Below are 24,392 nucleotides of genomic sequence, written 5' to 3' on the forward strand. Positions count from 1 at the left end.
CGCAACAACAGGAGCATTGACCATGATTGTCTTGATTACCGGTGCAACCGCCGGCTTCGGCGCCGAAATGGCTCGTAAATTCACCAAGAACGGCCATCAGGTCATCGCTACCGGCCGCCGCAAGGACCGGCTGGACCAGCTGGCCGCCGAACTGGGCGCGGCAGTGCTGCCTATCGTCATGGACGTCACCGACAAGGCTTCGATCAGCAGCGCGCTGGCGGCGCTGCCGGCGGCATGGCAGGACATCGACGTGCTGGTCAATAACGCCGGCCTGGCGCTGGGCGTGGAATCGGCGCAGCAAGCCTCGCTGGAAGAATGGGAAACCATGATCGAGACCAATTGCAAGGGCCTGGTGACCATGACCCGCCTGGTGTTGCCTGGCATGGTGGCGCGCGGACGCGGCACGGTGATCAACCTCGGCTCCATCGCCGGCGAATACCCTTACCCGGGCGGCAATGTGTACGGCGCCACCAAGGCTTTCGTCAAGCAGTTCACGCTCAACCTGCGCGCCGACCTGGTGGGTACCGGCGTGCGCGCTACCGATATCGCGCCCGGCTTGTGCGGCGGCACCGAATTCTCCAATGTGCGCTACCGCGGCAACGACGAAGCCGCCGCCAAGGTCTATGAAGGCACGCAGCCGCTGACGCCGGGCGATATCGCTGACACTGCCTACTGGGTGGCTACCCTGCCGGCCCACATCAATATCAACCGCATTGAAATGATGCCTACCTGCCAGGGTTTTGCCGGCATGAGCATCAAGCGCAACTGAGCCCGAGCGTAGGGTGGGCACCCCGTGCCACACGGATATGCCGCGACAACGCCTGGGCACAAGCGCCCACCCTACCCTCCCATACAAGCAAAGCATTCCATACCAATGAACAAGATGACTTCCGTCCCGCATGCAGACTTCAGCTGGCGTATCCGGGTCTACTATGAAGACACCGATACCGGCGGCGTGGTGTTCTACGCCAACTACCTGAAATTTTTCGAGCGCGCACGCACGGAATGGCTGCGCGCGGCCGGCATCGGCCAGCGCACCCTGGAACAGACTGACGGCGTCATGTTTATCGTCAAAAGCACCAGCGTTGACTATCATGCACCGGCCAAACTGGATGACCAGCTGGAACTGACGGTCGTGGTTGAGCGCCTTGGCCGCGCCAGCGTCGATTTCATCCAGCAAGCCTGGCGCCTGGGCGAAGATAAGCCGACCCTGCTGGCAACCGGCCGCATCAGCGTGGCCTGTGTCAACGCCGCTACCTTCCGGCCGCAAGGCATTCCGAAACAGGTGTTGCACAATATCAAGCCTGGCGCCCGGCAGGCGGCAACGACAGCCGCAGCGGCATAAAGCTTGCTTTAATATACTCGGCAAAATGGTTCCATACGGCAATCCTTGAACCTTCAGGCATCCGGTGTGGTCTGAGCAACATTGCAACAAATCCGGGGCAGGCGATAACGTCCGGTAACAATTCCTTCACCAATTGCTAATTTGGCGGTAAGCACTTTACGTTTACAATTCATTGTTTAAGTCTTTTACTTAAACCTAAGACCATTCCTCAAGACCGCTATCCATGAATGTCACCCAAGATCTTTCGTTTATCACCCTCATTACCAATGCTTCAGTATTAGTACAGCTAGTCATGGCGCTGCTGCTGGCAGTCTCCGTGATGAGCTGGACTTATATTTTCCGCAAGATGTTCGCGATCCGCAGCGCTCGTTCGCAGACGGAAGAGTTCGAGCGCGCATTCTGGTCCGGCGGCAACCTGGCTACCCTGTACCAGGACGCCACCTCGAACCGCCGCAAAGGCGCTGGGCAAACCGGTGCGCTGGAACGCATTTTCGAAGCCGGCATGGATGAGTTCAACAAGGTCAAGGCTTCGCTCGGCCACAAGAGCGCGGGCGACTCCGCCGCCTTGCTGGACGGCGCCCGGCGCGCCATGCGCGCGGCTTACCAGCGGGAAATGGATGCGCTGGAATCGCACCTGGCTTTCCTCGCTTCGGTCGGCTCGGTGTCGCCTTATGTCGGCCTGTTCGGCACCGTGTGGGGCATCATGAATGCTTTCCGCGGCCTGGCAAACGTGCAACAAGCTACGCTGGCAGCGGTTGCGCCCGGCATCGCCGAAGCCCTGATCGCCACCGCGATCGGCCTGTTCGCCGCGATTCCGGCGGTGGTTGCCTACAACCGTTTCTCGCACGATGTCGACCGCCTGGCCATCCGCTTCGAGAGCTTCATCGAAGAATTCTCCAACATCTTGCAACGTCAGGCGCGCTAATGTCCGGCTCCTCATCCATGCGCGGCGGCCGCACCCGCAAATTCAAGGCGGACATCAACGTCGTTCCGTACATCGACGTGATGATGGTATTGCTGGTGATTTTCATGGTGTCGGCGCCGCTGACCAATCCGAGCGTGATCAATTTGCCGAATGCGGCGAAATCGGCGACCCCGCCCACCGAATACATCGAAATCACCCTGAAGCCGGGCGACCTTACCAGCGTGCGCATCAACGGCCAGAAAAGCGGCACCAGCAAGGCCGAGAGCGTGCCGCGCAACGGCTTGAAGCAGAAGCTGCAGCTGCTGCATGCCGACAAACCCGAGATGCCGGTGATGATTTCCGCCGACAAGGACATCAAATACGACGATGTGATCAAGGTCATTTCGGAAGCCAAGATGCTTGGCATTAACCGCGTCGGACTGGCGACAAAGTGACGATCTGGTTATGACAGGCAACTCCCCGTATTCCGTACCAAAAGAACCCGGCAGCATACGCGCCATCATGCTTGCAGCGGCGGTGCATGCCGCCCTGTTTGCCTTCCTCTGGTTCGGCATCCACTGGCAAAGCACGCAGCCGATAGCAGTCGAAGCTGAAATCTGGGATCCGCAGATCAAGGATGCCGCGCCGACGCCGCCGGAACCAGTGCCGCAGCCGACTCCGGAACCGAAGCCGGAGCCGGTGATCCAGGACACCACGCCGCCGAAGGTGGTGGCGCCGCCGTTGCCGGATCCGGAAATCGCGCTGGAACAGGAAAAGAAACGCAAAGAGCAGGAACGCAAGGACCTGCAGCGCCAGGAAGAACTGGAAAAGCAGCGGAAATTGCAAAAACAGCAAGAGGAACAAGAGGAAAAGGACAGGCTGAAGGCCGAGGCTGAGCAAAAAGCCGCCAAGGACAAGGCCGCCGCCCAGGAAAAACAGAAACTGGATGCCGCCAAAAAGACTGAAGCCGATGCCAAGAAGAAACAGGCAGCTACAGAGGCTGCCGCCGAAACCAAGCGCCGCAGCGATGAAATGAAGCGCATGCTGGGCCAGGCTGTCGGCAATGGCCCCGCCAACAGCACCGGCACCGCAGCCCAGTCGCAAGGGCCGCGCGGCGATCCTGGCTATGCGCAAAAGGTTGCCAGCAAGATCAAGTCGAACATTATCTTTAATGTGCCCGAAGGCCTGGCCGGAAACCCGGCAGCGGAATTTGATGTCCAACTGCTACCGGACGGTTCGGTGGCGAGCGTGCGCCTCAGGAAATCCTCTGGAGTTTCCGGTTTTGACGAGGCAGTCAAACGAGCGATTGAGAAATCGGCGCCTTATCCAAAAGACAAAACGGGTTCTGTTCCGTCCAGCTTCATCGGAACCCATAAACCGAAAGATCAGTAAGCCATGAAAAACAAACTGCACCAACTATTCGCAGCCATCGGTCTCGTGCTTGCCGCGGTGGCGTTCAGCGCCCCGGCCAACGCCCAGCTGCGCATCGAAACCTCAGGCGTCGGCGCCAGCCAGATTCCGATCGCCATCGCCGGCTTCAGCAACGAAGACCTGGCGCCGCAGCAGGTTACCGCGATCATCAAGGCCGACCTGGCGCGCAGCGGGTATTTCAAGATTATCGATACCGGCGACGTCATCTCCGAAGCGACCCAGGTCAACCTGGGCGACTGGAAAGCACGCGGCGCCGACGCCCTGGTGGTCGGCAGCGTACAGCGCCTGGCCGACGGCCGTTTCGATGTGCGCTACCGCCTGATGGACACCGTCAAATCGGCCCAGCTGTCGGCCCTGGCGATGGCTGCCGCGCCACAATACACGCGGGTCACCGCCCACAAGATCGCCGACGACATCTATGAAAAACTGATCGGCGCGCGCGGCGCATTTGCCACCCGCATCGCTTACATCATCAAGGCCGGCAAGGAATACCGGCTGGAAGTAGCCGACTCCGACGGCGAAGGCACCCAGGTCGCGCTGCGTTCCAACGAACCGATCATTTCGCCGGCCTGGTCGCCGGACGGCACCAAGGTCGCCTATGTCTCGTTCGAAGCCAAGAAACCGGTGGTCTACGTGCAGAACCTGATCACCAAGCAGCGCATCGTGGTGGCCAACTACAAGGGCAGCAATTCGGCGCCGTCATGGTCGCCTGACGGCAGCAAGCTGGCGATTGCGCTGGCGCGCGACGGCCTGACCCAGGTCTACGTGGTGAACTCCGACGGCGGCGGCTTGCGGCGCCTGACCCAGACCAACGGTATCGACACCGAACCGCAGTTTTCGGCAGACGGCCAGAACATCTACTTCACCAGCGACCGCAGCGGCGGCCCGCAAATCTACAAGATGAGCGCCAACGGCGGCGACGCCCAGCGCGTGACCTTCGGCGGCACTTACAACATCAGCCCGCGGATTTCACCCGACGGCAAGACGCTGGCGTATATTTCGCAGCGCGGCGGCCGCTTCCAGCTGTATGCGCTGGACCTGAGCAACGGCCAGGAGCAGCGTTTGTCGGACACAGTCAAGGATGAATCCCCGAGTTTTTCGCCGAACGGCAAATACATCATGTACGCCACAGAATCGGGCCGCCGCGGTTCGCTGGCGGTGGTCTCAGTTGACGGCCGCGTAAAACAGCGCTTAACTATGCAGGCAGGCGATATACGGGAGCCTACTTGGGGTCCTTTCATGAAATAATCACGTAGTTACTTTGAATCGACGTTCGTTTCCCACTCTGGAGAATTAAAAATGCTAAATATCAGAAACTTTGCCCTCGTCGTTGCCAGCGCCATCTTGCTGGCCGCTTGCTCGTCCCCTGTCAAGCTGGACGACAAGGCAGTCCCGGTCGTCGACAGCGGCGCTACCGGCGCTGATACCCGTTCCGTCAATACGGTTGACGCCGGCTCCAGCGATCCGCTGAACCAGCCAGGCGGCATCCTCTCCAAGCGCAGCATTTACTTTGACTTCGACAGCTACACCGTCAAGGACGAGTTCAAGGCAGTAGTCGAAGCGCACGCCCAGTACCTGAACAGCCACAAGAACCGCAAGATCATCATCCAAGGCAATACCGATGACCGCGGCGGCCGCGAATACAACCTGGCGCTGGGACAAAAACGTGCCGAGGCAGTACGCAAGGCATTGGTGTTGTTAGGCGTATCGGACACCCAGGTCGAAGCGGTTTCGCTGGGCAAGGAAAAACCTAAGGCTCTCGGCAGCGACGAAGCGTCCTACGCTGAAAACCGCCGTTCCGACATCGTTTATCAATAATGATGCGGACGTTCTTCAAAGCCACGATAACTGCGGCCATGCTGGCCGCAGTTTTTTCCGCTCCGACCGCCCGCGCCGGGCTGTTTGACGACGATGAAGCACGTCGGGCGATATTGGATATACGCAGCAAGATCGATGCGGTGAATGCCAGGGTCGATACCAAGGCCGACAAGACCAGTTCCCTGAGCCTGTCCGACCAGAATGATCGCCTGAACCAGGAAATCGCCAAGCTGCGCGGACAGATCGAAGTGCTGACCAACGAGCTGGCCAATACCCAGCAGCGCCAGAAAGATTTCTACGTCGACCTCGATACCCGCATGCGCAAGCTGGAGCCGCAGAAGGTCAGCGTCGACGGCCAGGAAGTGAGCATCGGCGCCAACGACCAGAAGGCCTACGATGCAGCGCTGGCGACCTTCAAGTCGGGCGACTATAAAACCGCGGCCACGGCATTTTCGAATTTCGTGCGCTCCAGCCCGGATTCGGGCCTGGCGCCGTCCGCGCAATATTTCCTGGGCAATTCGTATTACGCCCTGCGCGATTACAAGAATGCGATAGCGGCGCAGCAGGTGGTGGTCAGCAAGTATGCCGACAATCCCAAGGCCGCCGATGCCCTGTTGACTATCTCCAGCAGCTACACCGAGCTGAAGAACAAGCCACAGTCCAAGCGCGCACTGGAACAGCTGCTGTCGCAGTATCCGAACACGCAGGCGGCCCAGACAGCAAAGGAACGCCTGGCCACGCTCAAGTGAGCGGCAAAATTTAATTTTGCAGATTATATAAATAAAAGTGCATATGGGTTTGACAGCTCATATACACTTTACATATAATAGCGGTCTTTCGGGTCGTTAGCTCAGCTGGTAGAGCAGCGGACTTTTAATCCGTTGGTCGCAGGTTCGAATCCCGCACGGCCTACCACGAATAAGCAGTAGCAAGAAAAACAGAAGCACAGAAACACAGAAGCAGCCGCTTGCAGAAATGTAAGCGGCTTTTTTGTTTTTGCCCGCCGGTTTTTGCGCCACCGCGAGCTCTCTCCCCTTCTTCGAATTCCAGCATCTGGCTGCGCATTTATTGCAAATAATTTCTACACGGCTATCTGTTTTCGAATTTTATGTTGATATGCAGGTTTTTTCCGTCTTTAATATCCCTGGAAAAATCCGCCCATGGCCCAAGAATGGCATAAACAAAGGCATTCGCTTAATAATCGATAAATTCGAACATATCCCCTTATTTTTTCCGTTTTTCTTTTGATTTGGCAACGCGCATACTTGTTCCAGTTGCTTCAACACTACATCCATCGCAACCATTTTTCATAGTGGAAAATGGCGCTGCCTGCAGTCACTGACGGAGAAAAACCATGCTTCAGATTCGTAAAAGCGAAGAACGCGGCGTCGCCGATCACGGCTGGCTGAATTCGCACCATACATTTTCGTTCGGCCACTATTTCGATGCGGGACATACCGGCTTCGGGCCGCTGCTGGTGATCAATGAAGACCGCGTAAAAGCCGGCCAGGGTTTCGGCACCCACGGCCACAGCGACATGGAAATCATTTCCTATGTGCTGGACGGCGCGCTGGAACACAAGGACAGCATGGGCACCGGTTCGGTCCTGCATTACGGCGACGTGCAAAGGATGAGCGCAGGCAGCGGCGTACGCCACAGCGAGTTCAATCACTCGGCCAGCGCGCCCGTGCATTTCCTGCAGATCTGGATCAAGCCGAATGTCGCCGGCATTCCGCCCAGCTACGAGGAAAAGCATTTCACCGTCGCGCAAAAGCAGCAACAGCTGCGCCTGATCGCATCGGCCGACGGCCGCGGCGACTCGGTGCTGATACATCAGGATGCGGCGATTTATGCAGCGATCCTGAACGGCGGCGAGCCGCTGCAGCACAAGCTGGCAGACGGGCGCAACGCCTACGTGCATGTGATACGCGGCCACGTCAGCGTCAACGGCGTCGAGCTGAACGGCGGCGATGCGGTGAAGGTGACGGCCGAGAATGTAGTCACACTGGCCAATGCCGATGCTGCGGAAGTATTGCTGTTCGACCTGCCCTATTGATCTGGCAGGCGTAGCAGAAACCAGGCAAGCCGGAACAGCGTCAAGCTGCCCGGCTTTTTTTAAAGCGCTCCCGGCACATGGCGGATCAGGCGCGCCATGGCGTCGCTGTCGCGCATGCGCTCCATCCACCAGCTCAAGGCGGCGCCATCGTCGCCGGTGCGCCACGCCAGCGAAAAGGTTTCGTCCGGCTTCGGCTCTTCCACTTCTTTCACGATCAGGGCGCCCGCAGCAATCGCCGCGCGTGCGCACGGCTCCGGCAAAAAACCGAAGCCGATGCCTGCCAGCTGCAAGTCGTATTTGCTGCGCATGTCAGGCACCGTCAGCGTGTCTTGCCCGAACAGCAGCCCCACCGTGCGCGACGCCATCTTGCGCGCCGAATCGGCCACGCTGATGGCGCGATGCGGCAGCAGTTCGGCCTTGCCCAGAACCCGCTTCACCTTGGCCAGCGGATGCGTCGGCGCCACCACGAATACAAAGGAGATCGTACCCATCTTCTCGGCGATGTAACCGCCGCCTGCCGGTCCCTGCCCCGGCGCCGCAATCAGCAAATCAACACGGCGTTCCAGCAGGGCTTCCCAGGTGCCGGCCAGCGATTCCCTGGCGATGCGCAAGCGGGTTTTATCGGCGACGCGGCAAAAAGCAGAGATGTCGGACTCCAAGGCTGTTATCGAAAACAGCGAGTCTATGCAGATCGTCAGTTCGGTTTCCCAGCCGGAGGCCACGCGGCGCACACGATGTTCCAGGTCTTCCGCCGCCTTCAGCAGGTAGCGCCCTTCCTTCAGCAATTCCACGCCGGCGCGCGTCAGCGCTACCTTCGGCCCTTGGCGTTCGTAGACCTGCACGCCCAGGTCCTGTTCGAGTTTCGATACGGTATAGGAGATGGTCGAAGGCACCCGGTGCAATTCGCTGCCGGCGGCGGAAAACGAGCCGCGGCGGTCGATGGCGTCAAGGATCAACAGCGCATCGAGACTGATTCTGAACATGGGGTTCCCGATAGAGAGGACGAATTAGGAATCGATCGCGTAGCCGGCCGCGATCCAGGCGTCTATGCCGCCCGACAGCGGCCGCACCTTCTTGTAACCCCTCAGCATCAGCTGCTTGGCGACCAGCGCCGCCGAAGCTTCGTTGGGACAGGCGCAGTAGACGATCACTTCCTGGTCCACCGGCGCATCGAACACGAAGCTGTTGATCTCCTGATGCGAGATGGTGCGCGCGCCAGGAATGCGTCCAGCCTGCTGCGAAGCAGGCGAGCGGACGTCGACGATGGCCGGCGTGATGCCCTGCTTGAACAGCTGGTCCAGTTCCGCCACCGAGATGCGCGCCATGCGCAGAGACATGCGGAAGCGCCGCCGCTGCCACCATTTGCTGGCGACGAAAATCGCAAAACCGGCGGCGACCAGCATCATGCCGTACTGGCCGAGTTCGGTCAGCACGCTCAGCAAGTCGTCGATGGTGGTGCTGAACAGCGAACCGAGGAAAATCGCCAGGCCGGCCCACAAGGCCGCGCCTATGCTGTCGTAGACGATAAAAGTAGTGCGGCTGGTGCCGATGGTGCCGGCCAGCGCGCTGGCGATGGAAGCAAAACCCGGAATGAACTTGGCGACCAGCAGCGAACGTGCGCCCCAGCGCGAATAGATGGATTCGGTTTGCCGCACGCAGGAATCGGGCGACAGCGAAATCCGGCACAAGGTAGAGAGCACTTTCCTGCCGTAACGCCGGCCTGCCATGTACCAGAGGAAATCGGCGACCAGCGCCGCCGCCACTGCCGTCAGCAACAGCACCGGCGCAGAATATTCGCCGCGGTGCATCAGTGCGCCGGTAATCACCAGGGTCGGATAAGCCGGCACCGGCGCTCCCAGCTGTTCGGCCAGCACATTGAAAAAGACGATGACCAGCCCATATTGCTCAATCAAATGAAACAGGTAGGTCATTTCTTTCGTCGCCTCGCTACATATCCAGTGTCGTGTCATATCGGCAATATCGAACTATCGCCGTAATTCCTCGATCATTATAAAGTTGATGGCGATCCCGCTTCACCCTTTTCTGAAAGATATTCCGTGACCGCCAGCCAGACCAGCAGCGCCGCCGGCAGCAGCAGGGACAGGAACAACAGGTATTTGTAGGCAAAGGCGCCGCCGATGGCGCCGACGCCGAACATCACCACCGGCCAGAAGAACTTGATGCAGCGCTGGCGCACCGTTTCGTCCGCCGCACCGCGCAGGATGTCGACCAGGTCGATCACCAGCTGGGTGACATTGCCGGTCATGACCGTGGTCGGCGTCAGGTGCTGCAGCACCAGGCGGCTGCTGGCGTTCTGCACGCCCATGCAGGCGGCGCCGCAGATGCCGGCCAGCAGGGCCAGCGGCGCTTCCGTATCGCCGAGCGGTTGCGCCAGGCAGCCGGCGATCATGAAGCCCAGCAAAAAAATCAGCTGCAGCACCAGCAGGTAAGGCATGGGCTGGCGAGCGCTGCGTTCCAGCCAGATGAGCGTGACGCGCGTCAGCGCCACCGCGAGTATGAAGGCCGGGAACGCCAGCAGCTTGATCAGCACGCCATGCGAATGATTGGCCAGCTCGCTGCCGATCAGCACGAAGTTGCCGGTGACGTGTGCGGTGAACAGGCCGAACAAGGCGACGAAACCTACGGTGTCGACATAACCGGCGAGGAAACTCAGTACGACCGATTGATGGGTCCTGCGATTGCCTGCCTGCATCCCGCGCCCTCCGTCAAGCCTGGCCGCAGCCAGGTAACCCAATGTCATCGCCACCGCCAGCAAAGCGCCGACCGGAGTCGGCGGCGAACGGCGACAACAAACCCGATGTGATTTTTGTATAACGCATGATAATCCTCAAATCGTCCCCGGGACGGAACTTAGCACAAGTTTAAAACGCGAAGCAGCTGCAACCCAAGGCGCCCCAGAATCCCGAATAGTCTGAAATCGGCACTGTCGATTTTCTTGCCGCATCGTGCGCATGGGCGTGCACGCCGCAGGCGCCTGCGCACTGATGCGGCAGGGCCTGGCGCTGCTGCGATACCGGACGATAATGGCCCGGCACATTCTTCACCGGCGACCAGTCCGGCAAGACCGGGATCGGCGGCGGCGCCAGCGGTCCGAACTCCGCGGCGCCATATACGATCTTGCCGCCCACTACCGTCAGCACCGACTCCAGCGCCTTGATGCTGTCTTCGTCGACGCTGAAGAAGTCTGCCGACAATACCGCCAGGTCCGCCAGCTGCCCTTGCTTGATGCGGCCCTTCTTGCCCTGCTCGCTGGAGAACCAGGCGCTGCCGTTGGTCCACAGTTCAAGCGCGGTTTCGCGCGGCAGCCGGGCGGCGCTGTCGTACAGCTTCATGCCGCCGACGGTGCGCCCCGACACCAGCCAGTACAGCGCGGTCCAAGGGTTGTAGCTGGCCACCCGGGTGGCATCGGTGCCGGCGCCGACCGGCACGCCCATCTCCAGCATGCGCGCGATCGGCGGTGTGTGGGCGGCAGCTTCGGCGCCGTAGCGGTCGACAAAATATTCGCCCTGGAACGCCATCCGGTGCTGGATGGCGATGCCGCCGCCCAGCACGCGCACCCGCTCGATATTCTGCGGCGTGATGGTTTCCGCATGGTCGAAAATCCAGTGCAGACCGTCGAAAGGAATTTCGCGGTTCACTTTTTCAAATACATCGAGCATGCGGCTGATCGACTCGTTGTAGGTGGCATGCAGGCGGAACGGCCAGCGCTGCGAGACCAGGTGCCGCACCACTTTCTCCAGTTCGTCTTCCATGCCGGCCGCCAGTTCCGGCCGCGGCTCAAGGAAATCTTCAAAGTCCGCCGCCGAAAATACCAGCATCTCGCCGGCGCCGTTATGGCGGTAGAAATCGTCGCCCTGGCCAGGCGAAACCATGCCGGTCCATTTCTGGAAATCTTCCAGCTCCTGCCCTTTGCGCTGGGTGAACAGGTTGTAGGCGATGCGTATCGTCAGCTGCTGGTCACGCGCCAGTTGGTCGATGATGGCGTAATCTTCCGGATAATTCTGGAAGCCGCCGCCGGCGTCGATGGCGCTGGTGAGGCCGAGCCGGTTCAGTTCGCGCATGAACTGGCGGGTGGAATTGACTTGCTGCTCGTGCGGCAAGGCCGGGCCCTTGGCCAGGGTCGCATACAGGATCATCGCGTTCGGCTTGGCGATCAGCATGCCGGTCGGATTGCCGGCGGCGTCGCGCTGGATTTCGCCGCCTGGCGGATTCGGCGTGTCCTTGGTGTAGCCGACGGCGCGCAAGGCGGCGCGGTTGAGCAAGGCGCGGTCGTACAGGTGGAGGATGAACACCGGCGTGTCGGGCGCGGCGGCATTGATTTCTTCCAGGGTCGGCATGCGCTTTTCGGCGAACTGGAATTCGGTCCAGCCGCCGACCACGCGCACCCACTGCGGGTGCGGCGTGCGCAGTGCCTGCTGTTTCAGCATGCGCAAGGCGTCCGCCAGCGAAGGCACGCCTTCCCAGCGCAATTCCAGGCTGTAGTTGAGGCCGCCGCGGATCAGGTGCAAGTGGGAGTCGTTCAGGCCGGGGATCACGGTGCGGCCGTTCAGGTCGATCACCTGGGTCGTCGCACCGCGGTGACGCATCGCCTCTTCGGCATCGCCGACGGCAATGAATTTTCCATCCTGTATCGCCACCGCTGCCGCCAGCGGCTGTGTCTTGTCGACCGTGTGAAAACGGCCGTTCAACAAAATCATGTCTGCGCTCATGGTCTTCTCCTGATGCTTTCGGATCTGATGATGCAATTAATTCGACATTAAAATAAGAATCGATTTCTTTTGACTGGCCCTGGATCAGCGCCAATGAATTGCAGTATGGCCGAGGAGAAATTAAAAGAAAAACGGAAAATTTATAGGCGAGTAATCGAATTTATCGATTATTGATTTAATGACATTTTCAACAAACAGACGCACAGCTTCAGGCCATCTCATCCAGCAGCGTATGGCCGTATACCGTGAAGCGGCTTTTGCCCTGGCGCTTGGCCTGGTACATCGCTTCGTCCGCCTGGCGCATGGCAGAATCCCACTCCATGTTTTCGGCCTGGCACAGGGCGATGCCGATGCTGCAGCCGATACCGTCGCCGATGGCGGCGACGCGGCTGACGATGCGGCCGGCGACCGCGGTGGCGGTAGCTTTGATGGCGGCGGCGGGCGCCACCAGGCACACCACGAATTCATCGCCGCCGACCCGGCCGGCGATATCGCTGTCGCGCAGCACCGACCTGAGGGCAGCGGCCACTTCGACCAGCACGGTATCGCCGCGGTCATGCCCGAGGTCGTCGTTGATGCGCTTGAATCCGTCCAGGTCGATGAACAGCAGCGCCACCGCATGGCGGCCCGGCAAGTCGCGGCTGCGCAAGGTTTCCGCCAGTTCCAGGAACAGGGAACGACTAGGCAGGCCGGTCAGGTCGTCCAGCCGCACCTGGTCCATCCTGACTTCCAGCATGGCGTTGTTCAGCGCCAGCAAGCGCGCGTCGTGCACTGTCTTCAGATAGACCTGGTTCATTTCGCGCAGATAGATCAGCAGCAGCAGCGTGGCAGAAACCAGCGCGTTGCAGCGGCCGACATACCAGCCCACCGAGAACTGGCTGCCGCCGGCCATGGTGATGGCGTTGTCGCATAGCAGCGCAACCAGCGCCACCCCCAGCCATACATGCAAGACCGCCCGGAAGCGGGTGGCTTGCCACAGTAGCAGCAAGGCTGCAGCGGTAAGCGCTTGCAGCAAGGGGCCGACGCCGCTGGTGAGCACGCGATGAAAATTGCCGTTGTTGTCCAGCACCGGCAATTGCTCATGGAATGCCGTGACCAGGGCCAGGCTGGCCACCAGCGCCACCGCCACCGCCGCCATCAGCCATTGCGCCATGCGTCCGGGATGGTAATGCGCCAGGGCCGGGCTCCACCAGCGGCTGGCGGCATAGGCCAGGATTCCCAGCGCCAGGCCGGCATGCCAGAAAAACCACAACCAGATCGTAGTCTGCGGCCCGCCCAGCAATGCTCCTTGCGGCAGGAACATGTCGGGCAAAGCCAGGAATTGCAGCAGGAAGATCCCGGCGCAATAAAAGCAGGCGGCGCCGATATACAGCAAATCGAGCGCCCTGGTGGCGCGATAGTGGGCAAAAATCAGATAGGTGATGATGACATAGGCGACCACGGTCGCGGTCTGGTAGGAAGGGAGGAAAGCCGGCACCCGCGGCCCCATGACCGCTGCCGCCGGCAGCAACAGCAGCGTTCCCAGCACGATCCCGACGCAGACCCACAGGGCGTGCCGCCGCTGGCGGCTGCTCGCCTGCCGCGTCGCCGGCGAAGCGCTGATAGGATGCCAGGCCGGCTTGGACATGGCTTTGTTGCCTGCACTACGTGCATTATGTGCGCGGTCGGTCATCGCCTGTTCTTTATAAAGCCCTTGAATGATTGAATTTCCACAAAGAAATCTTACCCATGGGCATCAAAATGATAACTTGAATGCCCGTGACGGGCTAATACAAAAAAGCTATTACTTGCGCTTTCAAAAGAGAAATTGGACTTGTCATACAATGGCTCTTTTATCTTGAGACCATGCCATGCGCGCTATCGAAATCACCCATCCCGGCGGCCCGGAAGTATTGCAGATCTGCGAACGCCCCCTGCCTTCGTTCAAGCCAGGTGAAGTCCTGATCAAGGTGCAAGCCGCCGGCATCAACCGGCCGGACGTGTTCCAGCGCACCGGCAACTATTCGCCGCCACCCGGGGCATCCGATTTGCCGGGGCTGGAGATCGCCGGTGAAATCGTCGACGGCGATTTCGGCGGCAGCCCCTTCAAAAAAGGCGACCTGGTATGCGCCCTGGTGCAAGGCGGCGGTTATGCCGAATACTGCTGCGCGCCGACCGCCCAGTGCCTGCCGCTGCCAGAGGGATGGAGCGCGGCGGAAGCGGCGTCTCTGCCGGAAACCTTCTATACCGTCTGGAGCAATGTCTTCGATCGCGCAAAGCTGGCGAGCGGCGAGACCCTGCTGGTGCAGGGCGGCAGTTCCGGCATCGGCGCGGCTGCGATCCAGATTGCCACGGCGCTTGGCCACCGGGTATTCGCCACCGCCGGCTCGGATGAAAAATGCCGCGCCTGCGAAGCGCTCGGCGCTGAACGCGCGATCAATTACCGCACTGAAGATTTCGCCGCCGTCATCAAGGCTGCGACCGACGGCAAGGGCGTCAATGTGATCCTAGACATGGTGGCCGGCGATTACGTGCCGCGCGAAATCAGCTGCCTGGCCGACGACGGCCGCCTGGTATTCATCGCCACCCTGGGCGGCAGCAGCGCCAATATCGATTTCCGCCACATCATGATGCGGCGCCTGACGATTACCGGCTCGACCCTGCGGCCGCGGCCGATTGCCTTCAAGGCTGCCATCGCTGCCCAGCTGCAGGAGCGCGTCTGGCCGCTGCTGGCGGCAAAAAAAATCAAGCCGGTGATCTTCAAGACCTTTCCGCTCGAACAGGCAGCGCAAGCGCATGCGCTGATGGAAAGCAGTTCGCATATCGGCAAGATCATGCTGACCGTGTAGGGTGGGCATACCGTGCCCACCCTACGGCAACCACAGACCTAATCCAGCGGCACCGCGCGATAACGGTTGACCTCGGCTGCGCTGACGATCGGCGCCTTGTTGCCCCAGCTGTTGCGGATATACGAGACCACTGCCGCCACTTCGCTATCGCTCAAGGCAGGCCCGTATGGCGGCATGCCGTAGGGACGCGGATTGGCAGCAGTGCTCGGCGCAAATCCGCCGTTGAGCACTACCCGGATCGCATTCACCGGCGCCGGCATGGTGATCGCGTGATTGCTTGCCAGCGGCGGATAAGCCGGCCACTGGCCTTTGCCGGAAGCCTGGTGACAATCGATGCAATGGTTTTTGTAGATCTTCTGCCCCAGCTCCATCACCCGCGCCACTTCGTCCGGACTGGCGCGCTCCTTGAGCTCCGAGGCTTCTTTCTGGCGCGGCAAGGACTTCAGGTAAACCGCCATGGCCCGCACATCCTGGTCGCTCAGGTGCTGCAGGCTGGCGCCCACCACTTCCGCCATCGGTCCCAGCACCGTGCCGCGCGGCGAGACGCCATTTTTCAGCAGGCCTGTAATGTGCTCGATATCCCAGTCGCCAAGGCCGATTTCCTGGTCCGAAGTCAGCGACGGCGCATACCAGTTGACCACCGGGATAAAACCGCCGCCCAGGTCCGCCTTCAAGTCAGTGCCGCCCAAGGCATTGCGGGTAGTGTGGCAAGCGCTGCAGTGGCCCAGCCCTTGCACCAGGTAGGCGCCGCGGTTCCACTCCACCGATTGCTGCGTCTCGTCCTGATACACGCCAGGCCGGAAATACAGGGCGCGCCAGCCGTAAAGCAGGAACCGGTTGTTATAGGGGAAACGCAAATCGTGCTGGCGGTTCTTTTGCTGCACCGCCGGCACGCTGCGCAGGTAGGCAAACATGGCGTCGGCATCGCTGCGCGTGACCTTGGTGTAGTTGGTGTACGGGAAAGCCGGATACAGCAGGCTGCCGTCTTTCGATTTGCCGTTGTGCAGCGCTTGCCAGAAATCGTCGGCCGACCAGGAGCCGATGCCGGTTTCCTGGTCAGGCGTGAGATTGGGCGCATAGATGGCGCCGAACGGCGTCTGTATTGCGCGCCCGCCGGCCAGTTCCTTGCCGCCGCGCGCCGTATGGCAGGCCATGCAGTCGCCGCCGCGCACCAGGTAAGCGCCGCGGCTTATCTGCTCGGCAGGATTCGTGGCGGCCTGCGCCGGCAGCGGAGGCGCGCTGTTGTCGTCTGCATTCAAGGCCACCACGACGCCGACAGCCGCAATGATCAGCAACAGCAAACCAGCCAGCATCCACTTGAGTAGTCGTTTCATTCTGCGCTCTGCTTCATCAAGGGTTGGCGGGAGGGAGGAGGATGCTGCCGCAAGCCAGCGGCAGCTTGGCAGTGCTGGGAGCGGCCGCGGTGGCGTCGGCAGGCACCGGCTGCGCCGCGAGCCAGGACGCCACCGCGCCGATGTCTTCCGCGCTCAGGCGCTGCGCTACCTGCGCCATGCAGTCGGGCGCCACGGCATGCCGCGCGCCATTTTTCCAGGCGCCGATCTGGCTCGCCAGGTAATCGCGCGGCAGGCCGAGCAAACCTGGCGTGGTCGGCAAAACGCCGGTCATGGCGCTGCCATGGCAGGCGATGCAGGCCGGGATCTTCTTGGCCGGGTCGCCCTGGTTGACCAGGATTTCGCCGCGCGCCCGCGTTGCACTCGACGGATCGGGCGGCTGCGGCGGCGGATAAGGCGGATGCTGGTCCGCAAAATACTGGGCGATTTCCTGCAGGTAGGCGTCCGACAGATGGTCGACCAGGTAGGTCATCATCGGATACTGCCGGCGTCCTTCGCGAAAATTGTGCAGCTGGTTGTAGAGGTAACCGGCCGGCTTGCCGGCGATGCGCGGGTAATAACCGTCGTTGGTGGCGCGTCCCTGCTCGCCATGGCAGGCGGTGCAGGCGGTGAGACGTTGTTTGATGGTGTCCGGAACCGGACCGGCATCTGCCTCGGCCGCAGTGGCGAAGACAGGCGGCAGCGCGGCCGCAAGGAAAAACAGGAACTGTGCGCCAAGACGGCGCCCGGCCGGTCTTACCGAAAGAATCGACATGATTTTCCTGCTTATTGTTGGATTTTTTGGGAAGGCGTTCTCAATGCGATTATAGCCTAGCAAATGAGTAGCAATTCGGCTCGGCAGCCGCCATGAAGGCTTTTCCGGCTGGACAAATTGTCCCAGGCCGGGGACGGTCATTTCGGCGGTTTCTGCGGCACCAGCGGCTGGTCGATGGTGGTACCAGGCTCGTTCACATACATCTGCTCTTCGACGATATCGAGCTGCTGGCTGCCGTCGAGCGCGTGCCCGGTCCAGCGTTCGGCGGGATTCACCGGCTGCATTTTTTTCTGGATTTCTTTCTGCATTTCTTTCTTACCGTGCTTGACGCCGGTCGCTACATGCCTGTTTTTTTCCACAGCAGTCTCCTCCATGTATTGGCCAGCTGTCGCTGGCCTTTTCAATATAGGACGTATGGCGCCTGGCGCATAGCAAAGAATCCGGCGCGCCAATAAAAAACGCCGGTCCAGATTCTCATCTGGACCGGCGTCCCTTGTTTAATTCAGCCTCGGATCAGCGCTCGTAGTAACCGCCCCGATATTGCTGGCGATAATAATCGCGGTTTTCCACATAGACCGGAGCTGGGCGGTAATACACAGGCTGCGGACGGTAATACACAGGCTGCGGACGGTAATACACCGGGGCTGGCCGATAATAGACCGGCGCAGGCTGGTAATAAGTGGGCTGAGGACGGTAGTACACCGGCGCAGGCTGCGCATAATAACCTTGGCCGCGATCGTAATAGCCGCGGTTGTCGTCGCGGTAGCCGCCGGAAGTTGCGCCCACGGCAGCACCGAGCACGCCGCCGACGATAGCGCCGTTACGGCCGCCCACGGCGCCGCCGATGACAGCACCTGCCACCGCGCCGATGGCGGTATTGGCGCCGTCGTTGTATGCCAGGGCAGAGGTTGAAACCGCAGCAGTCGTGCTGGCCAGCAGCGCAACACATATCCATTTTTTGTAAAGCATGATTGACTCCTTCAAGGGTCGTATAGTCACAGACCGCTAAGTCCACGGCTGTTGATTTGAACTATAGACCAACTCTCAGGGAAAGCACGCAAACGATACATACTTTTACATCTGAACAACATGCTTACAAAGTCAGTGCAGCTTGACCGAGGGCTTGGCATGCTTCATCAGGCTGCTGGCAGCGGCCGTGACGCCGGTGCGCACCGGCCCCAGCAAGGCGTTCAGGTGCATCAGGTGCAGGCTCGAATACATCATGCGGGCGAAGAAACCGTCGACAAACCAGCCGAGCTTGGTCAGCGAGCCCATCAAGGTGCCGACCGAGGTATTCCTGCCGAACGAAACCAGCGAGCCATGGTCCTTGTAGACATAGGGCGTATCCGGCGCCGCCTGTCCTTTATTCGAGCGCACGAACATCTCCAGCAGGTAGTCGGCCTGCTGATGCGCGGCCTGGGCCCGCGGCGGCACCATTTTGCCGTCGGGACCGACGCAAGCTGCGCAATCGCCCAGCGCGTAGATATTGTTGCTGCCGGCGACCTTGAGCATACCGTCGACTTCCAGCTGGCCCGATCTGGTCACCGGCAAACCCAGGGTCTTGAGGAAATCGGGCGCCTTGATGCCGGCCGACCATACGCACAGGTCGGACACATAATTGTTGCCGTTGGCGTCGGTCACGAAATTCTCCGCGATGGCGGCGACGCGGCAATCGGTGACCACCTTCACTTCGCGTTCCTGCAACAGCTTGGTGGCGGCCTTGGAAACCCGCTCGGTCAGCGGCGCCAGCAAACGCGGCGCGCCTTCCAGGATGGTGATGCGGACGTCCCGGTTCGGGTTCAGGTGCGGGAAATCATAATCGGTATAGACGCTGCTGGCATCGCGCAATTCCGCCGCCAGTTCGACCCCGGTGGCGCCGCCGCCGACGATCACGATATCGACGCCCGCCTGCGGATCCTTTTCTTTCTGCAGGTCCGCCAGCGCCAGCATTTTCAGCAGGCGCAGCCGGAAATGTTCGGCGTCTTCGGTCGTGTTCAGCGAAATCGTATTTTCCTCGGCGCCGCTGATGCCGAAATAGTTGGAAACGCTGCCGACCGCGATCACCAGCTTGCTGAAGCCGATCTGGCGTGGCGGGATCAGTTGCTGCGCCGATTCGTCCAGCACCGCATCCACCGTGATCGTGTTGTTGATGCCGTCGAGCGCAGTCATGGCGCCGTAGACGAAACGGAATTTATTGTCATGCGCCAACATCTGGTAAGACAGGCCTTCCTGGTGGATATCGCGCGTACCTGCGGCAACTTCATGCAGCGACGGTTTCCAGATGTGGTACAGCGCCCGGTCCACCAGCGTGACATGGCCGCTCCCCAGCTTGCGGCCGAGCTTGCAAGCCAGCTCCAGGCCGCCGGCGCCGCCGCCGACAATCACGATTTCATCCGACATCCATTTTTCCTTCAACTGTTTATTGATCAATCACGTTGCGAAACGCTGAAGCTTGCGCAGCCCAGAATCGGCACACCATGGGCCAAGTCTACTTTTATAGTGCTGCATAGCGCAATAGTGCCGTAGTTTTGCCGCTTTTTGATCAGGCATGGCCAATTTGCAGTATTCGGGAAAAACCGGCAACGCGCCAAAAACGGCATGGGCAGGATCCAAAAATCCGCTTTCAGCATGCAAAACCGGCGCTGGAAAACATCGCAGCAAATACCCAAATGGCCTCTGGTTGACAGCCCCAGACTGCGCTATGATGAAAGCAGAGACCATTGCAAATAAAATTTTCAGGAGGGTATATGTACCGGAAAATTCTCGTCGCCTACAATGGCACGCCCGAAAGCCGTTCTGCCCTGTATTCCTGCATCCAGCTGGCGCCAGGCCCTGACGTCGAGGTCCACCTGCTGGGGGTCATCAACCTTGCCACCTACCTGATGGCAGGCGAATTCGTCGCCGAATCCGCCATCCGGGCTGAAAAAACCCTGCTCGAACAAGAACTGATCAAGGGTCACAAGCTGCTCAGCGACGCCGGCATCAAGGCAGTCGACCATTTTGAAAGCGGCGAACCGGTGAACGTGATCAGCGACCTGGTCAGCAAACTGGCGATAGACCTGGTGATCGTCGGCCACTCGCGCAAGAAACCGATGGCGACACGCTGGTGGCGCGGCTCGGTCGATACCCTGCTGGTCGAAAAAGTGCCCTGCAGCGTACTGGTGGCAACCGATCCCTGCCCACCGACTTGAGCCTGCGCCAGGCTGGTGCTCCCAGCCGTCAGCCTATGTCTTAGGCGCTTCCGCCGGCTCCGGCATTGGCATCGGCAACTCGATCACCACTGTCGTCCCCTTGCCTTCGCCGCCGGCAAAACGGACTGCCCCGCCCAGGTAAGTCGCCCTTTCATGCAAACCGCGCAAACCGTGGGTGGCGGTGTTTTCAAAACGCTCCTGCGACATGCCGACGCCGTTATCGCGCACCGTCAAGGCCAGCCGGTCTTCGTCAATATCGAGAATCAGATCGACCTGGGTGGCCTGGGCGTGCTTGGAGACGTTGTTCAGGATTTCCTGCAGCATGCGATAGACCGCGATTTCGACTTTGCGATCGACTGCGATCTCCTCGTCCGGCAAGCTGGATTTGCAGACAATCTCGGTGCGCTGGCCGAAATCTTCCAGCTGTTCCAGAATGGCCGCTTTCAGGCCGAACAGTTCAAGCATGTTCGGCCGCAATTCAACCTGGATCCGGCGCGTGGTCGCCACCAGCGAGCTGAGCAGGGTTTGCATCTGCGCCTGGCGCTGCTGCCAATGCTCATTCTCCGGCAGGATTTTGTAGACACTCTCCAGGTGCATGCTGAGCGCCGTCAGGGACGCCCCCATATTGTCATGCAGCTCGCGCGCAATCGCCCGCTTCTCTTCTTCCCGTATGGTTTCCATGTGATTGGCCAGTTCGCGCAGCAAGGCGGTGCGCTGGGCGATGGTGCGCTCCAGCTCCAGTTCGCGCAGCCTGAGCGAATCCTCGGCACGCTTGCGCTCGCTGATGTCGGTGGCGATGCCGACCACGCCCATGACCCGCCTCTGCTGGTCGAACCATGGCGCCTTGGTGGTCTGGAATGTCACCATGCCGCCTGGCAGCTGCACCGTCTGTTCCAGCGTTTCCGAGACCCCGCCGCTCATGATGCGGGCATCATCCCTGTCGATGCGCAGAGCATCTTCTTCACGCGAGAACAGCTCGCTGCTGCGGCGATGCTTGGCCTCTTGCCACGTCAGCCCGAGCTGGCGCAAATAAGCCGGATTGGCGAAAATCAGGCATCCCTGACTGTCTTTGACGAAAATCGGGTCGTTGGTATTGTCGCTCACCGCAATCAGCAAGGCGGTGGCTTCCGCCAGCTCCGCCGCACTTTGCAAGCGCGCTCCGTATTCGCGGTCGACCTTGCCGGCGGCGCGCCAGAAAATGAACAGCACCAGCACGCCGTCGATCAAGGTCAGCAACGGCGGCACCGAGGTGCGGTCGTAGATACCCTGGCGCGCACCCCAGTCCGCCAGCCAGTGCAGGGCGACCAGCAGCACCAGCATCTGCGGCAGCGAGCGGCGCAGCATCTGTCCGCCCGGCGCATGGCGCGTGATGATCGCCATCAGACGCTGGTGCGGGCGCGACATCAGCAGCGCCATGCCGAACAGCAGGAAAGCGATGGCCGAGAGCCAGGGAATGCTCGTTGCGTAGACCATCTGGGTCATTGCCGCAACGTTGTACAGGTAACCCAGCAGCGGAATCGTGCTTAAAAATATGAGGGAGATCGCCAGGTATTCGGCCAGGTGGCTTTCCTTTTTGCCGCGGCAGTCCAGCAGCAGCAAAGCCAGTCCGCACAAAATGAAACCGATAGCCACCATGGGATGCAGGCCGCTCGGGTTGCGCAAACCAGGCTGCGGCGCCAACGCTGCAAGGACGATCTCAAGCCAGGCGGCGTTATGGAAGGCTTCTTGCCAAAGCGCGGCGCCGGCAAACAGCAGCAGCAACACCGCCAGCGCTTGCGCCACAAATCGGATCGCTTTTTGCGGCCTGGCCGCCAGGCACTGCAGCAGCAGGCTACCGGCGGCCAATAAAAATCCGGCAGCGGTGTTGGCCCGCATGAGAGGCAGCTGTGAAGTCGGAAACAGCAGATTTACCTGGTAAATACAGGCAATCAGCACCATGCCGGAAACGATCATCAGCGCCGCGTTCACGACGATGGCGGCAATGGTAGTGCGCGACACATAGTCGCGCGTCGCCGTGAGACTTTCCAGCGCGCGTGTCTTCAGCAAATCCTGGGAGTGCGGATTGCCCAGCTCCGCCTCGTGACTGTCTGTCGTCAAGTCGCCTCCAGCAAGTTCATGTCGGTTAATGCATGTTGGTCAAACCATGCAGGTCAAACGTAAAGCAGGTCATGCAAAAGGGTCGCATGAAAGCACAAAACCCGCTGGATGCCAGCGGGTGAGTATGACTGAAAGCGTTTCAAACAGCCAGCAGACGGCAATAGCCTGATTAATGATCAGGAAGCCCCGTCCCCAATGCTGCCAGCAGAGTACGCAGCTTGGAGAAGTCCGAACTCTTGTCGAAGAAAAAACGCACACCGTATTTCTCGCCGGCGCGGCGAAAGGCGCTGCTGACGTTATTGGTGAAAATGATTTTCGTGGAATTGAGCGGCGTGGGCGAGGCCGCCAGCGTACGCAACAGGCTCATGCCGTTACCCTCCTTGAGTTCAATGTCCAGGATCAGCACATCAAACGACCCGGCATCGATTTTTTTCAATGCATCGCCTTCCCCCTCGGCAAACCCGGCAAATACCACACCGGGAATTTCGCTCAAGGTATCAATCATCAAATTCCTGACAGCCATTGAATCTTCCACCAGAAAAATCCGCAACGGCGTGGCGCCGGATTTGGCTATATCGGAGGTTGTTGTATGGTCCATTTTGTTTGGCGGCTATCTTGCAACACCCCTCGCTTCAATTTATGCATTGCGCCAGGCCGGATGGGCGACTGGCATTTCTTGCATACGGCACGATCACATCCTCTAATCGATCAGGTTGTTCTTGATCGCATAATAAATAATATCCGCGTTGCTTGCCATGCTCATTTTCTGCAGCACGCGGGTGCGATAAGTGCTGATGGTCTTCACACTGAGACAAAGCTCCTCGGCAATCTTGGTCACCCCTTCGCCCTGGCTCAGTTTGTAAAAAATCTCATACTCGCGCGCTGACAGGGATTCATGCAGCGGCGTGTTTTCATTGCTGGCGGGATCCGCCGTCAACAACTCGGCCACCGCATAACTGATGTACTTGTGACCTTGCAGTATGGTCTCGATCGCCTTCACCAGTTCCGTCGCCAGCGCCTCTTTCTGCACATAACCATCGGCGCCGCTGCGCAGCACCTGCACCGCGTAGCGGCTTTCCGGATGCATGCTCAGGATCAGCACCGGCAGCAGCGGTTTCTCGCGCTTGATCTGTTTCAGCACTTCCACCCCGCTCTTGTCCGGCATCGCGATGTCGAGCAGCACGATGTCGTACTCCTGCGAACGGATCAGCCGGATCGCTTCCTGCGCATTGGCGGCTTCCCCGGTGATTTCCATCTCCGGGATGTCGGCAATAAAATACTGGACGCCGGCACGGACTACCGCATGGTCGTCAACCACCAAAATTTTTATCATCTATTCAATCGCCGCAATCAGACAGGTTATTCGGCCAGCATATGGCGTTTAGCGTGGGGGCCGACTGCTGCCAACGTAAACGCTGTAAATTCAGTGTATATCCGTTTCCTGCATCTGTTCAATACTTGATCTTGCGCTCACCCGGAATTTATCCGCCGGCCGTTTCCATTCTGGCGCCGGCCGGCGGACAGTCACAGCCTATTTCAGCAAGATGTTATTCTTCACCGACTTCACGCCCTTGACCCCGGCCGCCACCGCGGAAGCCCTGGCGGCGTCGTCCCGCTGCGCCACAAAGCCGCTCAGCTGCACCACGCCCTTGAAAGTCTCGACATTGATTTCAGCCGATTTCAAGCTTGGCTCGTTGAAGATTTCAGCCTTGACCTTGGTCGTGATGACGGCGTCATCGACATACCCGCCGGTGCCTTCCTGGGTGGCGGTCGCAGCGCATCCGGCCAGCGACAGCATGCAAAGCGCAAAGAAAAATGCCGCGAAGCGTTTATAAAAAATGGTCATGGGTAGTTCTCCTTAAAATGCTGCATTCAAAATAGATCGC

25 protein-coding genes and 1 tRNA gene are annotated in these 24,392 nt (G+C 60.0%); 12 read left to right on the plus strand and 14 right to left on the minus strand.

Annotation, left to right across the window (positions count from 1 at the left end; all coding sequences use genetic code 11):
- The first annotated feature begins 22 nt into the window (after positions 1 to 22).
- The 10 genes from CFter6_RS19245 to CFter6_RS19295 all read left to right on the plus strand — a co-directional run bounded on the left by CFter6_RS19245 (position 23) and on the right by CFter6_RS19295 (position 7,554).
- On the plus strand, positions 23 to 769 hold the full coding sequence (locus CFter6_RS19245; protein WP_061541284.1) for an SDR family NAD(P)-dependent oxidoreductase: 747 nt from the start codon (positions 23 to 25) through the stop codon (positions 767 to 769).
- A 105-nt stretch (positions 770 to 874) separates the two neighbouring features.
- Positions 875 to 1,345, plus strand: coding sequence for a tol-pal system-associated acyl-CoA thioesterase (ybgC, locus tag CFter6_RS19250; protein ID WP_061541285.1), 471 nt, complete (start codon positions 875 to 877; stop codon positions 1,343 to 1,345).
- Positions 1,346 to 1,568: 223 nt separating this feature from the next.
- On the plus strand, positions 1,569 to 2,270 hold the full coding sequence (tolQ, locus tag CFter6_RS19255) for a protein TolQ (protein WP_014007380.1): 702 nt from the start codon (positions 1,569 to 1,571) through the stop codon (positions 2,268 to 2,270).
- Positions 2,270 to 2,704, plus strand: coding sequence for a biopolymer transporter ExbD (locus CFter6_RS19260; RefSeq protein ID WP_061541286.1), 435 nt, complete (start codon positions 2,270 to 2,272; stop codon positions 2,702 to 2,704). The genes tolQ and CFter6_RS19260 overlap by 1 nt, the downstream gene beginning before the upstream one ends.
- Positions 2,705 to 2,714: 10 nt before the next feature.
- Positions 2,715 to 3,641 carry a cell envelope integrity protein TolA gene (gene tolA, locus CFter6_RS19265; RefSeq protein ID WP_061541287.1) on the plus strand — a complete coding sequence of 309 codons (927 nt, stop codon included), beginning with the start codon at positions 2,715 to 2,717 and terminating at the stop codon, positions 3,639 to 3,641.
- Positions 3,642 to 3,644: 3 nt separating this feature from the next.
- Positions 3,645 to 4,928, plus strand: a complete 1,284-nt coding sequence (tolB, locus tag CFter6_RS19270) for a Tol-Pal system beta propeller repeat protein TolB (protein WP_061541288.1) — start codon at positions 3,645 to 3,647, stop codon at positions 4,926 to 4,928.
- Positions 4,929 to 4,979: 51 nt separating this feature from the next.
- A complete protein-coding gene (pal, locus tag CFter6_RS19275; RefSeq protein WP_061541289.1) occupies positions 4,980 to 5,498 on the plus strand; it encodes a peptidoglycan-associated lipoprotein Pal in 519 nt (172 codons plus the stop codon).
- Between the two features lie 2 nt (positions 5,499 to 5,500).
- Positions 5,501 to 6,247: a tol-pal system protein YbgF gene (gene ybgF, locus CFter6_RS19280; RefSeq protein WP_061541290.1), complete on the plus strand. Its 747-nt coding sequence runs from the start codon at positions 5,501 to 5,503 to the stop codon at positions 6,245 to 6,247.
- Positions 6,248 to 6,337: 90 nt separating this feature from the next.
- Positions 6,338 to 6,413 (plus strand) — tRNA-Lys (locus CFter6_RS19285).
- A 439-nt stretch (positions 6,414 to 6,852) separates the two neighbouring features.
- Positions 6,853 to 7,554 (plus strand): pirin family protein, encoded by a 702-nt coding sequence (locus CFter6_RS19295; RefSeq protein ID WP_061541292.1) that lies wholly within the window; start codon positions 6,853 to 6,855, stop codon positions 7,552 to 7,554.
- Positions 7,555 to 7,613: 59 nt separating this feature from the next.
- On the opposite strand, the gene CFter6_RS19300 is transcribed toward CFter6_RS19295, so the two are convergent.
- From CFter6_RS19300 to CFter6_RS19320, 5 genes are all read right to left on the minus strand, one after another.
- Positions 7,614 to 8,537 carry a LysR substrate-binding domain-containing protein gene (locus CFter6_RS19300; protein WP_061541293.1) on the minus strand — a complete coding sequence of 308 codons (924 nt, stop codon included), beginning with the start codon at positions 8,535 to 8,537 and terminating at the stop codon, positions 7,614 to 7,616.
- Between the two features lie 24 nt (positions 8,538 to 8,561).
- Positions 8,562 to 9,485: a DedA family protein/thiosulfate sulfurtransferase GlpE gene (locus CFter6_RS19305; protein WP_061541294.1), complete on the minus strand. Its 924-nt coding sequence runs from the start codon at positions 9,483 to 9,485 to the stop codon at positions 8,562 to 8,564.
- Between the two features lie 77 nt (positions 9,486 to 9,562).
- Complete coding sequence (locus tag CFter6_RS19310) at positions 9,563 to 10,267, minus strand: YoaK family protein (RefSeq protein ID WP_061541295.1); 705 nt, start codon at positions 10,265 to 10,267, stop codon at positions 9,563 to 9,565.
- 169 nt (positions 10,268 to 10,436) lie between these two features.
- Positions 10,437 to 12,284, minus strand: coding sequence for an amidohydrolase (locus CFter6_RS19315; RefSeq protein ID WP_061541296.1), 1,848 nt, complete (start codon positions 12,282 to 12,284; stop codon positions 10,437 to 10,439).
- Positions 12,285 to 12,492: 208 nt separating this feature from the next.
- Entirely contained in the window at positions 12,493 to 13,911 is a 1,419-nt protein-coding gene (locus tag CFter6_RS19320) for a GGDEF domain-containing protein (RefSeq protein WP_167351419.1), read from the minus strand.
- Between the two features lie 223 nt (positions 13,912 to 14,134).
- On the opposite strand from CFter6_RS19320, the gene CFter6_RS19325 reads away from it, so the two are divergent.
- Entirely contained in the window at positions 14,135 to 15,112 is a 978-nt protein-coding gene (locus CFter6_RS19325; RefSeq protein WP_061541298.1) for an NAD(P)H-quinone oxidoreductase, read from the plus strand.
- Positions 15,113 to 15,150: 38 nt separating this feature from the next.
- On the opposite strand, the gene CFter6_RS19330 is transcribed toward CFter6_RS19325, so the two are convergent.
- The 5 genes from CFter6_RS19330 to CFter6_RS19350 form a co-directional block, all read right to left on the minus strand.
- Entirely contained in the window at positions 15,151 to 16,446 is a 1,296-nt protein-coding gene (locus CFter6_RS19330) for a c-type cytochrome (RefSeq protein WP_061541299.1), read from the minus strand.
- 16 nt (positions 16,447 to 16,462) lie between these two features.
- On the minus strand, positions 16,463 to 17,218 hold the full coding sequence (locus tag CFter6_RS19335) for a c-type cytochrome (RefSeq protein WP_236904420.1): 756 nt from the start codon (positions 17,216 to 17,218) through the stop codon (positions 16,463 to 16,465).
- 137 nt (positions 17,219 to 17,355) lie between these two features.
- Positions 17,356 to 17,577: a hypothetical protein gene (locus tag CFter6_RS19340; protein WP_150118816.1), complete on the minus strand. Its 222-nt coding sequence runs from the start codon at positions 17,575 to 17,577 to the stop codon at positions 17,356 to 17,358.
- 154 nt (positions 17,578 to 17,731) lie between these two features.
- Entirely contained in the window at positions 17,732 to 18,187 is a 456-nt protein-coding gene (locus tag CFter6_RS19345; protein ID WP_061541301.1) for a glycine zipper domain-containing protein, read from the minus strand.
- Positions 18,188 to 18,319: 132 nt separating this feature from the next.
- Complete coding sequence (locus CFter6_RS19350) at positions 18,320 to 19,618, minus strand: NAD(P)/FAD-dependent oxidoreductase (RefSeq protein ID WP_061542476.1); 1,299 nt, start codon at positions 19,616 to 19,618, stop codon at positions 18,320 to 18,322.
- 347 nt (positions 19,619 to 19,965) lie between these two features.
- Here CFter6_RS19350 and CFter6_RS19360 point away from each other — a divergent pair, with 347 nt between their 5' ends.
- On the plus strand, positions 19,966 to 20,409 hold the full coding sequence (locus CFter6_RS19360) for a universal stress protein (RefSeq protein ID WP_061541303.1): 444 nt from the start codon (positions 19,966 to 19,968) through the stop codon (positions 20,407 to 20,409).
- A 33-nt stretch (positions 20,410 to 20,442) separates the two neighbouring features.
- Here the strand turns inward: CFter6_RS19360 and CFter6_RS19365 are convergent, their stop codons facing one another.
- The 4 genes from CFter6_RS19365 to CFter6_RS19380 form a co-directional block, all read right to left on the minus strand.
- A complete protein-coding gene (locus CFter6_RS19365) occupies positions 20,443 to 22,506 on the minus strand; it encodes a sensor histidine kinase (protein ID WP_061541304.1) in 2,064 nt (687 codons plus the stop codon).
- A gap of 169 nt (positions 22,507 to 22,675) precedes the next feature.
- A complete protein-coding gene (locus CFter6_RS19370) occupies positions 22,676 to 23,104 on the minus strand; it encodes a response regulator (protein WP_061541305.1) in 429 nt (142 codons plus the stop codon).
- Between the two features lie 102 nt (positions 23,105 to 23,206).
- Positions 23,207 to 23,839: a response regulator gene (locus CFter6_RS19375; protein ID WP_061541306.1), complete on the minus strand. Its 633-nt coding sequence runs from the start codon at positions 23,837 to 23,839 to the stop codon at positions 23,207 to 23,209.
- Positions 23,840 to 24,037: 198 nt separating this feature from the next.
- Complete coding sequence (locus CFter6_RS19380; protein WP_061541307.1) at positions 24,038 to 24,352, minus strand: BON domain-containing protein; 315 nt, start codon at positions 24,350 to 24,352, stop codon at positions 24,038 to 24,040.
- Between the last annotated feature and the right edge of the window lie 40 nt (positions 24,353 to 24,392).

This window comes from Collimonas fungivorans, assembly GCF_001584145.1.
GTDB classification, from domain to species: domain Bacteria; phylum Pseudomonadota; class Gammaproteobacteria; order Burkholderiales; family Burkholderiaceae_D; genus Collimonas; species Collimonas fungivorans.

Excerpts from the sequence above, each read along its gene's own strand:
- CFter6_RS19245 (WP_061541284.1), top strand. The coding sequence starts at position 23 with ATGATTGTCTTGATTACCGGTGCAACCGCCGGCTTCGGCGCCGAAATG.
- ybgC (WP_061541285.1), top strand. The coding sequence starts at position 875 with ATGAACAAGATGACTTCCGTCCCGCATGCAGACTTCAGCTGGCGTATC.
- tolQ (WP_014007380.1), top strand. The coding sequence starts at position 1,569 with ATGAATGTCACCCAAGATCTTTCGTTTATCACCCTCATTACCAATGCT.
- CFter6_RS19260 (WP_061541286.1), top strand. The coding sequence starts at position 2,270 with ATGTCCGGCTCCTCATCCATGCGCGGCGGCCGCACCCGCAAATTCAAG.
- tolA (WP_061541287.1), top strand. The coding sequence starts at position 2,715 with ATGACAGGCAACTCCCCGTATTCCGTACCAAAAGAACCCGGCAGCATA.
- tolB (WP_061541288.1), top strand. The coding sequence starts at position 3,645 with ATGAAAAACAAACTGCACCAACTATTCGCAGCCATCGGTCTCGTGCTT.
- pal (WP_061541289.1), top strand. The coding sequence starts at position 4,980 with ATGCTAAATATCAGAAACTTTGCCCTCGTCGTTGCCAGCGCCATCTTG.
- ybgF (WP_061541290.1), top strand. The coding sequence starts at position 5,501 with ATGCGGACGTTCTTCAAAGCCACGATAACTGCGGCCATGCTGGCCGCA.
- CFter6_RS19295 (WP_061541292.1), top strand. The coding sequence starts at position 6,853 with ATGCTTCAGATTCGTAAAAGCGAAGAACGCGGCGTCGCCGATCACGGC.
- CFter6_RS19300 (WP_061541293.1), bottom strand. The coding sequence starts at position 8,537 with ATGTTCAGAATCAGTCTCGATGCGCTGTTGATCCTTGACGCCATCGAC.
- CFter6_RS19305 (WP_061541294.1), bottom strand. The coding sequence starts at position 9,485 with ATGACCTACCTGTTTCATTTGATTGAGCAATATGGGCTGGTCATCGTC.
- CFter6_RS19310 (WP_061541295.1), bottom strand. The coding sequence starts at position 10,267 with ATGCAGGCAGGCAATCGCAGGACCCATCAATCGGTCGTACTGAGTTTC.
- CFter6_RS19315 (WP_061541296.1), bottom strand. The coding sequence starts at position 12,284 with ATGAGCGCAGACATGATTTTGTTGAACGGCCGTTTTCACACGGTCGAC.
- CFter6_RS19320 (WP_167351419.1), bottom strand. The coding sequence starts at position 13,911 with ATGTCCAAGCCGGCCTGGCATCCTATCAGCGCTTCGCCGGCGACGCGG.
- CFter6_RS19325 (WP_061541298.1), top strand. The coding sequence starts at position 14,135 with ATGCGCGCTATCGAAATCACCCATCCCGGCGGCCCGGAAGTATTGCAG.
- CFter6_RS19330 (WP_061541299.1), bottom strand. The coding sequence starts at position 16,446 with ATGAAACGACTACTCAAGTGGATGCTGGCTGGTTTGCTGTTGCTGATC.
- CFter6_RS19335 (WP_236904420.1), bottom strand. The coding sequence starts at position 17,218 with ATGTCGATTCTTTCGGTAAGACCGGCCGGGCGCCGTCTTGGCGCACAG.
- CFter6_RS19345 (WP_061541301.1), bottom strand. The coding sequence starts at position 18,187 with ATGCTTTACAAAAAATGGATATGTGTTGCGCTGCTGGCCAGCACGACT.
- CFter6_RS19350 (WP_061542476.1), bottom strand. The coding sequence starts at position 19,618 with ATGTCGGATGAAATCGTGATTGTCGGCGGCGGCGCCGGCGGCCTGGAG.
- CFter6_RS19360 (WP_061541303.1), top strand. The coding sequence starts at position 19,966 with ATGTACCGGAAAATTCTCGTCGCCTACAATGGCACGCCCGAAAGCCGT.
- CFter6_RS19370 (WP_061541305.1), bottom strand. The coding sequence starts at position 23,104 with ATGGACCATACAACAACCTCCGATATAGCCAAATCCGGCGCCACGCCG.
- CFter6_RS19375 (WP_061541306.1), bottom strand. The coding sequence starts at position 23,839 with ATGATAAAAATTTTGGTGGTTGACGACCATGCGGTAGTCCGTGCCGGC.
- CFter6_RS19380 (WP_061541307.1), bottom strand. The coding sequence starts at position 24,352 with ATGACCATTTTTTATAAACGCTTCGCGGCATTTTTCTTTGCGCTTTGC.